The organism is Enterovirga sp. (genome assembly GCF_035325185.1).
In the GTDB taxonomy this organism is placed as follows: Bacteria; Pseudomonadota; Alphaproteobacteria; order Rhizobiales; family Beijerinckiaceae; genus Enterovirga.
On sequence record NZ_DAOLAJ010000111.1, the window covers coordinates 1 to 10,793 of the forward strand.

Here is a 10,793-nt window from a genome sequence, read left to right on the forward strand (position 1 = left end):
GGGCGATGTCGGCGGGCATGGCCTATGAGGCCATGAACAATGCGGGCCACCTCAAGAGCCGGCTCATCGTCATCCTCAACGACAACGACATGTCGATCGCGCCCCCCACGGGGGCGATGTCGGCCTATCTCGCCCGGCTCGTCTCGGGGAAGACCTACCGCTCCATCCGCGAGATCGCCAAGCACCTCGCCGACAAGCTGCCCCGCTTCCTCCAGGAGAAGGCGGTCAAGGCCGAGGAATTCGCCCGTGCCTTCATGACCGGGGGCACGCTCTTCGAGGAGCTCGGCTTCTATTACGTCGGCCCGATCGACGGCCATAACCTCGACCACCTCCTGCCGGTCCTGAAGAACGTCCGCGATACGCAGACGGGGCCGATTTTGGTCCATGTCGTGACGCAGAAGGGCAAGGGCTACGCCCCGGCCGAGGCTTCGGCCGACAAGTATCACGGCGTCGTGCCCTTCGACGTCGTGACGGGCACCCAGGCCAAGGCCAAGGCCAACGCCCCCGCCTACACCAAGGTCTTCGCCGAAAGCCTGGTCAAGGAGGCGCGCCGGGACCCGCGCATCGTCGCCGTCACCGCCGCCATGCCCTCGGGCACCGGGCTCGACCACTTCGCCCGGGAATTCCCGGACCGCACCTACGATGTCGGCATCGCCGAGCAGCATGCCGTCACCTTCGCGGCCGGCATGGCGACGGAGGGGCTGAAGCCCTTCTGCGCCATCTACTCGACCTTCCTCCAGCGCGCCTATGACCAGGTCGTGCATGACGTGGCGTTGCAGAACCTTCCGGTCCGCTTCGCCATGGACCGGGCCGGCCTCGTCGGGGCGGACGGGGCCACCCATGCCGGCTCCTTCGACATCGCCTATCTCGGCTGCCTGCCCAACATGACGCTGATGGCGGCCGCCGACGAGGCCGAGCTGGTCCACATGGTGGCGACGGCCGCAGCCCATGACGACGGTCCGATCGCCTTCCGCTTCCCGCGCGGCGAGGGCGTCGGCCTGGAAATGCCCGAGCAGGGCCGCATCCTGAAGATCGGCGAGGGCCGCGTGATGCGCGAAGGCACGCGCATCGCCATCCTGTCGCTCGGCACGCGGCTCGCGGAAGCGCTGAAGGCGGCCGAGGACCTGGAGGCGCGGGGCCTCTCGACCACCGTCGCCGATGCCCGCTTCGCCAAGCCCCTCGACGAGGCCTTGATCCTGCGCCTCGCCCGCGAGCACGAGGTGCTGCTCACGATCGAGGAGGGCTCGGTCGGCGGATTCGGCTCCTTCGTGCTCCAGCTTCTCGCCGAGAGGGGCGCGCTCGACCGCGGGCTGAAGGTCCGCTCGCTCGTGCTTCCCGACATCTATATCGACCAGGACAAGCCGGAGCGCATGTACGCCCAAGCGCAGCTCGATTCGGCGGCGATCGTCCGGCGCGTCTTCGAGGCCCTCGGCAGCAGCAGTGCGCTGAAGGCGCGCGCCTGAGGGGCGTGGCGTGACATGGCGGCTCAGGAGAGCGGCACGGTCCTCGTCACCGGCGCCTCGGGCTTCGTCGGCTCGGCGATCGCGAAGGCGGCCCGCGAGAGCGGGCTGCGGGTGCGCGTGCTCGTCCGCGCCGCGAGCCCCCGCACCAATCTCGATCCGCGCGACGAGGTCGCCGAAGGCGACCTGAACGATCCGGCCAGCCTTGGGCCGGCGCTCGCCGGCATGCGCTACCTGATCCACGCCGCCGCCGATTACCGGCTCTGGGCACCGCGCCCCGAGGAGGTCGAGCGGACCAATGTCGAGGGAACGCGCCACCTGATGCAGGCGGCCCTCGCCGCAGGCGTCGAGCGGATCGTCTATACCTCGTCGGTCGCCACCATCACGCCGGGACACGACGAATCGCGCCCGCTTTCGGCTGACCGGGCCGTCGGCATGTACAAGCGCAGCAAGGTGCTGGCCGAGCGCGCGGTCGAGGAGATGATCGAGCGGAACGGCCTTCCGGCCGTCATCGTGAACCCCTCGACCCCGATCGGGCCGCGCGACGTGCGGCCGACGCCGACCGGGCGCGTCATCGTCGAGGCCGCGCGCGGGCGCATGCCGGGCTATGTCGATACCGGCCTCAACCTCGCCCATGTGGACGACATCGCCGAAGGACACCTCGCCGCGCTCCGCCTGGGGCGGGTCGGCGAGCGCTACATCCTGGGGGGCGAGAACGTCCCGCTCTCGCGGATGCTGGCCGAGATCGCGCGGCTCACCGGGCGGCGCGCACCCTGGCTGCGCCTGCCCCGGCACGCGATCTGGCCGATCGCGCTCGGCGCCGAGGCCCTCGCCCGCCGGACGGGCCGCGAGCCCTTCGTCAACCGCGACGCCTTGCGCATGGCGGGCTACCGGATGTTCTTCGACGACGCCAAGGCGCGCCGGGAACTGGGCTATGTCTCGCGGCCCTATGCCGAGGGGCTTGCGGACGCGATCGGCTGGTTCGAGGCGGCGGGGTATCTCGCATGACCCTGGATGCCAGCGCGGCGAAATCCGGCAAGGGCCACAGGGACGAGAATTTCCCGGTCGCCTCGCGCCTGATCCATCCCCGCCACCGCGGGGCGATCCTCGCCTTCTACCGCTTTGTGCGAGCGGCCGACGACGTCGCCGACCATGCCACCCTCACGGCCGACGAGAAGCTGCGCCTTCTCGACGGGCTGGAGGCGTCTCTCCTCGGCACGGGCCCGGCCGACCCCGAGGCCGAGCCCCTGCGGCGGATCCTTGCCGAGCGGGACCTTTCGCCGGTCCACGCTCAGCAACTCCTCGACGCTTTCCGGCTCGATGCCCGCAAGTCGCGCACCCGCGACTGGGCGGATCTCATGCATTACTGCTCGCTCTCGGCGATGCCGGTCGGCCGCTACGTGCTGGACGTGCACGGCGAGGACCGCTCGACCTGGGCCGCCAACGATCCGCTTTGCGCGGCGCTCCAGGTGATCAACCACCTCCAGGATTGCGGCAAGGATTACCGCCAGATCGACCGCGTCTATCTTCCCGAGGACGCGATGGCCGCCCATGGAGCGCGGGTCGAGGACCTTGGGGGGGCGCGCTCCTCCCCTGCCCTCCTCGCCGTGATCCGGGACCTGGCCGGGCGCACGGCCGGCCTCCTGGAGACGAGCCGGGTTTTCCCGGCCGTGCTGCGGGACCGGCGGCTCGGCCTCGAAGTGGCCGTGATCCAAAGCCTTGCCGAGGCGCTGGTCGACAAGCTGCGCCGCCGCGATCCGCTGCATGAGCGGGTCCATGCGGGCAAGCCGGAGGCGCTGCTCCGGGCGGGACTGGGCGTCCTGCGGGGCGCTTGGCAGCGCCGCCAGGCCCCCGCCCTGCGCGCCGGGGCCACGCCGTGAGCGAGGCGCCCGCCCCCGCCCTCCCTGCCGCAGGCTCCTCCTTCTATCTCGGCATGCGCATCCTGCCGAAGGAGAAGCGGGAGGCGATGTTCGCCATCTACGCCTTCTGCCGGGCCGTGGACGACATCGCCGATGACGGCGGACCGCGGCCCGAGCGCCGCGCTGCGCTGGAGCGCTGGCGGGAAGACATCGACGCCCTCTATCGGGGCGAAATCCGGCCCGTGACCGCGATGCTGGCGCCGCATATCCGGCCCTTCCGCCTCGAGCGAGCCCATTTCCACGATGTCGTCGACGGCATGCAGATGGATGTCGAGGAGGATATCCAGGCTCCCGACTGGGCCACGCTCGACATCTATTGCGACCGGGTGGCGAGCGCCGTCGGCCGCCTTTCTACGCGGGTCTTCGGCCTCGCCGACGAGCCGGCCGACGCCCTCGCCCACCATCTCGGCCGCGCCCTCCAGCTCACCAACATCCTGCGCGACCTCGACGAGGATGCCTCGATCTCCCGCCTCTACCTGCCCCGCGAGGCGCTGCTGGCGGCGGGCATGAGCGATCTCTCGCCTGCCGTGGTTCTCGCCCATCCCGGGCTTGATGCGGCCTGCCGCGAGGTCGCCGCCCGTGCCCGCGACCACTACGAAAGCGCCGATCTCGTCATGAGGCCCCAGCAGCGCAACCTCGTGCGAGCGCCGCGGCTGATGGAAGCCGCCTATCGGGGCGTCCTTGACGACCTCCTGAAGCGCGGCTTCGCGGCGCCGCGCCGGCCGGTCAAGGTCCGCAAGGACCGGATGCTGGCCGCCTTCCTGCGCCAACTCCTGCCGTGACCGAGACGATTCACATCGTCGGCGCGGGCCTCGCCGGACTCAGCGCCGCGGTCGCGCTGTCGGAAAGCGGCACGCGCGTCGTCCTGCACGAGGCCGCGAAGGCCGCGGGCGGGCGCTGCCGCTCCTATCGCGACGCCGCGCTCGGGCTCGACATCGACAACGGCAACCATCTCCTTCTCTCCGGCAACCATGCCGCGATGGGTTATCTGCGCCGGACCGGCGGCCTCGGAGCGGTCTCCGTCGCGCCGGATGCCTCGTTCGATTTCGTCGATCTTCGGAACGGCGAAAGCTGGCGCCTGCGGCCCAATGCGGGCCGGCTGCCCTGGTGGGTGCTCGTGCCTTCCCGCCGGGTCCCGGGCACCCGCGCCGCCGAATATCTCGCTCCCCTGAGCCTGCTGAAGGCCGATCCGGGCGCCTCCATCGGCGAGGCCATGGCCTGCGAGGGACCCCTCTGGGAAAAGCTCTGGCGGCCGATCCTGGTCGCGATCCTCAATACCGAGGCCGAGGCGGGCGCGGCCGGACTCGCGGCCCGGGTCCTGCGCGAGACCTTGGGCGCGGGGGGCACGGCCTGCCGGCCCATGGTCGCGACGGGCGGGCTATCGGCCGCCTTCGTCGATCCGGCCCTCGCCCGGCTCCGCGCACAGGGAGCAGAAATCCGCTTCGGGACGCGGCTGAGGGCCCTCCAGATCGAGGAAGGCCGGGTCGCGGCGGCCCTCTTCGCCGATGGCGAAATCGCGCTCGGACGCGAGGACCGGATCGTGCTCGCCGTCCCCCCCTGGGTCGCGGCCGAGATCCTGCCGGGCCTCTCCGTGCCGACCGAGCACAGGGCCATCGTGAACGCGCATTTCGCCGCCGAAGCCGCGCCCGGCCGTCCCCCGATCCTCGGCATCGTCGGGGGCGTGGCGGAATGGCTCTTCGCCTATCCGGGCCGGCTCTCGGTCACGATCAGCGCCGCCGACCGGCTGCTCGACATGCCGCGCGAAGATCTCGCGGCGGCGATCTGGCGCGAGATCGCCCCGCTTGCGGGACGGGGCGGCTCGCCCCTGCCGCCCTGGCAGATCGTCAGGGAAAAGCGCGCGACCTTCGCGGCCACCCCGGCCATGGATGCGCTCCGACCCGGTGCGGCGACGCACCTCGCGAATCTGGTCCTCGCCGGTGACTGGACGGCCACCGGCCTCCCCGCCACCATCGAGGGAGCCATCCGCTCGGGCATGGCTGCCGCGAGCTTGCTGCAACGCAATAGTGGCGCTCCGGGAGATGTCGTGGCAAGAGCGTGACATCGTGAATTTCGTCAGCCCCATCAAAGCCGATCACGGCTCCCTCGCCGCCTCTCTCGACGTCGCCGTCGCGTCCGCGACAACTGCCTTGCTGGCCGCGCGCAAGGAGGACGGGCATTGGTGCTTCGAGCTGGAAGCCGACGCCACGATCCCCGCCGAATACGTCCTCCTGCACCATTTCCTCGGCGAGGAGCCCGATTTGGGGCTCGAGGCCAAGATCGGGCGCTATCTGCGCCGCATCCAGGGCGAGCATGGTGGCTGGCCGCTCTTCCACGGCGGCGCCTTCGACATCTCGGCGACGGTGAAGGCCTATTACGCCCTCAAGATGATCGGCGACGATCCCGACGCGCCGCATATGGTGCGGGCGCGCGAGGCCGCCCTTGCCCATGGCGGGGCGGGGGAAGCCAATGTCTTCACCCGCATCCAGCTCGCTCTGTTCGGTCAGATTCCCTGGCGCACGATCCCCTCGATGCCCGTCGAGATGATCCTTTTGCCGCGCTGGTTCCCGATCCATCTCTCCAAGATGTCCTACTGGGCGCGAACGGTCCTGGCGCCGCTCCTCGTCCTGATGGCGCTGAAGCCGCAGGCGAAGAACCCGCGCGGCATCGGCGTGCCGGAACTCTTCCTCCCCAAGGGCGCGAAGAAGCCGCCGAAGAAGAAGAGCCACGTGAAGCCCGGCTGGGCGGCCTTCTTCGGCGGACTCGACGTCATCCTGAAGGGCGCGGACAAGGCCTGGCCGAAGAAGGGCCGCCAGCGCGCCATTGCCGAGGTCGTCCGCTTCACGACCGAGCGCCTGAACGGCGAGGACGGCCTCGGAGCGATCTATCCCGCCATCGCCAATTCGGTGATGATGTTCCGCGCGCTCGGTTACGCGCCCGATCACCCCGATTACGCCGTCGCGCGGCGCGCCCTCGCGAAGCTCGTCGTCGAGAAGGACGACGAAGCCTATTGCCAGCCCTGTGTCTCGCCGATCTGGGACACCGCGCTCGCCGCCCATGCCATGCTGGAGACGGGCGATGCGCGCGCCGAGGCCGCAGCGGGCGAGGCCCTGCGCTGGCTGAAGCCCCACCAGATTCTCGATCTCGAAGGCGACTGGGCGCAGGAGCGTCCCGGCCTGCGGCCGGGCGGCTGGGCCTTCCAATACGGCAACGCCCACTACCCCGATACCGACGACACCGCCGTCGTCGCCCTGGCCATGGACCGGCTGAAGCCGAAGCTCGCGGACGGCCCCTCCTTCGAGGAGCCCATCCGGCGCGCCCTCGAATGGATCGAGGGCATGCAGAGCAAAAACGGCGGCTGGGGCGCCTTCGACGCCGACAACACCTATCACTACCTCAACAATATCCCCTTCGCCGATCACGGCGCGCTGCTCGACCCGCCGACCGTCGACGTCACGGCGCGCTGCATCGGCTTCCTGGCCCAGCTCGGCGAGCCGAAGGATTCGCCGCGCATGCAGGCGGCCCTGCGCTACCTGGAGAGCGAGCAGCTCCCGGACGGAAGCTGGTTCGGGCGCTGGGGCGTGAACTACATCTACGGCACCTGGTCGGCCCTCTGCGCGCTGAATGCGGCCGGCATCGAGCCCTCCGCGCCGAGCATGCGCAAGGGCGCCCAATGGCTGGTCTCGATCCAGAACCCGGATGGCGGCTGGGGCGAGGATGCGGCGAGCTACAAGCTCGACTATGCCGGCCACGAGCCCTTCTCCTCGGTCGCCTCCCAGACCGCCTGGGCGCTTCTCGGCCTGATGGCGGCCGGCGAGGTCGACCATCCGGCGGTCGCGCGCGGCATCGAATATCTCCTGAAGACGCAGGAGGAGGACGGGCTCTGGGGCCAGGAATATTATACCGGCGGCGGCTTCCCGCGCGTCTTCTACCTGCGCTACCATGGTTATCCCAAATATTTCCCGCTCTGGGCCATGGCGCGCTACCGGAACCTCAAGGCTTCCAATGCCCGGCAGGTGGCTTGGGGGCTGTAGCGTTTCGTCCCGCTGATGCGGAAGGGCTCGCGCCATGACGATTCTCGTCGTCTGCGGCTTGCGCCGCGAAGCAGCCATCGCCCAGGGGGCGGGCGTCGCGACCGTGGCCGGCGGCGGCGATCGCAGGGCGCTCGAAGGCAGGCTCGCCGCTCTCGACCGGACGCCCTTCGAGGCGGTCGTCAGCTTTGGGCTCGCCGGAGCGCTGGCCGACGACCTCGAGCCCGGAACCACCCTCGTGCCCCAGGCTGTTCTCGGAGACGACGCTCGCCGCTACCCGGCGGACCGATCCCTCGTCTCGCACTGGCGCGCGGCCTGCGGCGCGCGGTCGCTGCCCTGGTCGGATGGCGACATCGTCGGCAGCGATGTTCCCGTCCTGACGAAGGCCGCGAAACACGACCTCGCGCGGAGCGGCGCGAGCGCCGTTGACATGGAATCGCATGTTGCGGCCGCCTATGCGAGCCGCCGCGTCCTTCCCTTCGCGGCGCTGCGCGTCATTTCCGATCCCGCGGGCCGCGACCTGCCCCCCCTTGCCGGCTCCGCCATGCGGCCGGACGGATCAGTCGACGTGGCCGGCGTGGTCGCGGGACTCGCCCGCGATCCCCGGCAACTCCCCGCGCTCCTGAGGACGGCCAGGGACGCGAAGACCGCCTTCGGGGCCCTGCGCCGTGTCGGCGATCTTCTTCGCCTCGGCCTGCCGCCCGCCGGCCCTTCTTCCCATCCTGCGTCAGTTGCGAATGATTCGCATCTATTGACAGGGCGGCGGGGTGAAACTATCGACTAGAATGTCTCCGGCATCATCGAGGCGGCGCGAGTTGAGGCTTGGCGGATCGACGACGGCACGCCGCGAAGGGGATCTGCGCCCCCGCCCCGCTCGCGTGAGCGGAGCCGAAACGGGCGGCGCGGAAGGGCGCCGCTGGGACCCTTGCCCCCGTCACGTCCTCATGGCCGGCCGAAGCAGCCGATGACCGGCATGGCGTCCCGGCCAACGCTCTCGGAACGGACGACCGAGCAGATCCGCGAGGTGCTGGCCGGCCGCCGCCGCGGGGTGAGATCGACCCTGCTCTTTGCCGGCCCTGCGGTGATCGCGTCGATCGCCTATATGGACCCGGGCAATTTCGCCACGAACATCCAGGCCGGAGCCCGCTACGGCTACGCGCTGCTCTGGGTCGTTCTGATGGCGAATCTCATCGCCATGCTGTTCCAGGCGCTCTCGGCGAAGCTCGGGATCGCCACCGGCAGGAACCTCGCCGAGATGTGCCGCGACAGGTTCCCGCGGCCGGTCCGCCTCGCGATGTGGATCGTCAGCGAAATCGCGGCCATGGCCACGGATCTCGCCGAGTTCCTCGGCGGCGCGATCGGCCTGTCGCTGCTCTTCGGGATGCCGCTGCTCGGCGGAATGACCGTCACCGCCATCGTGACCTACGGCATCTTGCTGTTCGAACGCCGCGGCTTCCGTCCGATCGAGCTGGTGATCGGCGCCCTCGTCGCGATCATCGGCCTTTGCTACGTGGTCGAGCTCGTGATCGCCCCGGTCGATTGGGCTCAGGCCGCCCGCGGCGTGGTCGTGCCCTCCATGCCGGACGGGGCCGCGATGATCATCGCGGTCGGCATCATCGGCGCCACCGTCATGCCGCATGCTCTCTATCTGCATTCGGGCCTGACGCAGGGACGCGTCCCGGGGCGCGACGAGGGCGAGAAGCGCAAGCTGGTGCGCTTCTCGAACCGGGAATGCGTCGCGGCGCTTTCCCTGGCCGGCGCGGTCAACATGGCCATGGTGATGATGGCCGCGGCGGCGTTCCATGCCGGCCATGCCGAGGTCGCGGAGATCGCCACCGCCTATCACACCCTGACGCCGCTGCTCGGCGGCGCGGCCTCCGGCATGTTCCTGCTCTCGCTGATGGCGTCGGGGATTTCCTCCTCGGCGGTCGGCACCATGGCCGGCCAGATGATCATGCAGGGCTTCGTCGGGTTTCGCATCCCGATCTGGCTGCGGCGCCTCGTGACGATGGCGCCGGCCTTCGTCGTGGTGCTCATGGGCACCAATCCCACCGATGCGCTGGTCTACAGCCAGGTGGTGCTGTCCTTCGCCCTGCCCATCCCGATGGTCGCGCTCGTCATGTTCACCCGCAACCGCGACATCATGGGAGGATTCGCCAACGGCCGGCTAACCGATTTCGCCGCGATCGCGGGGACGGTTGCCGTGCTGTGCCTCAACGCCGTTCTGCTGCTGGACGTCTTCGGCGTTCCGATCCTCGGCTCGCCATAGGCAGTTTCCGCCGCCCGGCCCGTCACGCGGCGTCGGCGGCCTTCTTGGCCTCGTTCTCGGCCTTCATCTCCGACAGCTTCTGCTGCACGTTGCGCGAGAAGACGTATTCGGCCGGGCGCTGCTTCGAGAGGTCGATCTCGGGCGCGAACTCGCCCTCGGTCCTGATGCCGAACAGGGACACCATGGCCGCGGCCCAGGGGCGCCTGATCGTGTCGGCGACCGCCGTCGCCTCGAAGCCCGAATGGACCATGCAATCGGCGCATTTCTCGTAATGGCCGACGCCGTAATTGTCCCAGTTGGTGTCTTCCATCAGCTCCTTGAAGGTCTTCGCGTAACCCTCCCCCAGGAGGTAGCAGGGCTTCTGCCAGCCGAAGACCGTGCGCGTCGGGTTCCCCCAGGGCGTGCATTTGTAGGTCTGGTTGCCGGCCAGGAAGTCGAGGAACATCGTCGACTGGTTGAAGGCCCAGCGCGCGCCTCCCGCCTTCGAGCCGCGCCCGATCCGGCCGCGCCGGAAGACGCCGCGGAACAGCTCCTTGGTGGTCCGCCGGTTGAGGAAGTGCTTCTGGTCCGGCGCCCGCTCGTAGGCGTAGCCCGGCGACACCGTGATCCCGTCGACGCCCATGGCGGTGACGGTGTCGAAGAAGGCCGCCACCTGCTCCGAATCCGAATCGTTGAAGAAGGTGCAGTTGATGGTGACCCGAAAGCCCTTCTCCTTGGCGAGGCGGATCGCGGCCGTCGCCTTCTCGTAGACGCCCTTCCGGCAGACGGACTTGTCGTGCATCTGCTGGTCGCCGTCGAGATGGATCGACCAGGTGAAGTAGGGCGAGGGCTTGTAGTCGTCGATCTTCTTGTCGAGCAGGAGCGCGTTCGTGCAGACGATCGCGTATTTCCGGCGCGCGAGGATGCCCTCGACGATCTTCGGCAGGTCCTTGTGAATGAGCGGTTCGCCGCCCGCCATCACCACGACCGGGGCGCCGCATTCGTCGACGGAGGCCAGCGCATCCTCGACCGAGATGCGCCGGTTCAGGATCTCGTCGGGATAGTCGATCTTGCCGCAGCCGGCGCAGGCGAGGTTGCAGCGGAAGAGCGGCTCCAGCATCAGCACGAGCGGATAGCG

Annotated in this window: 9 protein-coding genes; 8 read left to right on the forward strand and 1 reads right to left on the reverse strand. The window is 69.7% G+C overall.

The genetic code is table 11. From position 1 onward, the window contains the following. From dxs to PKD06_RS16605, 8 genes are all read left to right on the forward strand, one after another. The coding region (gene dxs, locus PKD06_RS16570) for a 1-deoxy-D-xylulose-5-phosphate synthase (RefSeq protein WP_324382029.1) at positions 1 to 1,463 on the forward strand (1,463 nt) is incomplete at its 5' end. 15 nt (positions 1,464 to 1,478) lie between these two features. Next, positions 1,479 to 2,468, forward strand: coding sequence for a hopanoid-associated sugar epimerase (gene hpnA / locus PKD06_RS16575; RefSeq protein WP_324382031.1), 990 nt, complete (start codon positions 1,479 to 1,481; stop codon positions 2,466 to 2,468). Beyond that, positions 2,465 to 3,340 carry a squalene synthase HpnC gene (hpnC, locus tag PKD06_RS16580; RefSeq protein WP_324382033.1) on the forward strand — a complete coding sequence of 292 codons (876 nt, stop codon included), beginning with the start codon at positions 2,465 to 2,467 and terminating at the stop codon, positions 3,338 to 3,340. Before hpnA ends, hpnC begins: the two co-directional genes overlap by 4 nt. Then, positions 3,337 to 4,161: a presqualene diphosphate synthase HpnD gene (gene hpnD, locus PKD06_RS16585; protein WP_324382035.1), complete on the forward strand. Its 825-nt coding sequence runs from the start codon at positions 3,337 to 3,339 to the stop codon at positions 4,159 to 4,161. Before hpnC ends, hpnD begins: the two co-directional genes overlap by 4 nt. Further along, positions 4,158 to 5,438, forward strand: coding sequence for a hydroxysqualene dehydroxylase HpnE (gene hpnE, locus PKD06_RS16590; protein WP_324382036.1), 1,281 nt, complete (start codon positions 4,158 to 4,160; stop codon positions 5,436 to 5,438). Before hpnD ends, hpnE begins: the two co-directional genes overlap by 4 nt. Then, positions 5,419 to 7,410, forward strand: a complete 1,992-nt coding sequence (gene shc, locus PKD06_RS16595; RefSeq protein ID WP_324382038.1) for a squalene--hopene cyclase — start codon at positions 5,419 to 5,421, stop codon at positions 7,408 to 7,410. The genes hpnE and shc overlap by 20 nt, the downstream gene beginning before the upstream one ends. Before the next feature lie 34 nt (positions 7,411 to 7,444). Further along, positions 7,445 to 8,191 (forward strand): phosphorylase, encoded by a 747-nt coding sequence (locus PKD06_RS16600; protein WP_324382040.1) that lies wholly within the window; start codon positions 7,445 to 7,447, stop codon positions 8,189 to 8,191. 180 nt (positions 8,192 to 8,371) lie between these two features. Further along, a complete protein-coding gene (locus PKD06_RS16605) occupies positions 8,372 to 9,676 on the forward strand; it encodes an Nramp family divalent metal transporter (RefSeq protein WP_324382042.1) in 1,305 nt (434 codons plus the stop codon). A 22-nt stretch (positions 9,677 to 9,698) separates the two neighbouring features. Here the strand turns inward: PKD06_RS16605 and hpnH are convergent. Next, positions 9,699 to 10,793, reverse strand: a 1,095-nt coding sequence (gene hpnH / locus PKD06_RS16610) for an adenosyl-hopene transferase HpnH (RefSeq protein ID WP_324382044.1), incomplete at its 5' end; no start/stop codon positions are given.

Coding starts and splice junctions, on each gene's coding strand:
- PKD06_RS16600 (WP_324382040.1), top strand. CDS start 7,445: ATGACGATTCTCGTCGTCTGCGGCTTGCGCCGCGAAGCAGCCATCGCC.
- hpnC (WP_324382033.1), top strand. CDS start 2,465: ATGACCCTGGATGCCAGCGCGGCGAAATCCGGCAAGGGCCACAGGGAC.
- hpnA (WP_324382031.1), top strand. CDS start 1,479: ATGGCGGCTCAGGAGAGCGGCACGGTCCTCGTCACCGGCGCCTCGGGC.
- shc (WP_324382038.1), top strand. CDS start 5,419: ATGTCGTGGCAAGAGCGTGACATCGTGAATTTCGTCAGCCCCATCAAA.
- PKD06_RS16605 (WP_324382042.1), top strand. CDS start 8,372: ATGACCGGCATGGCGTCCCGGCCAACGCTCTCGGAACGGACGACCGAG.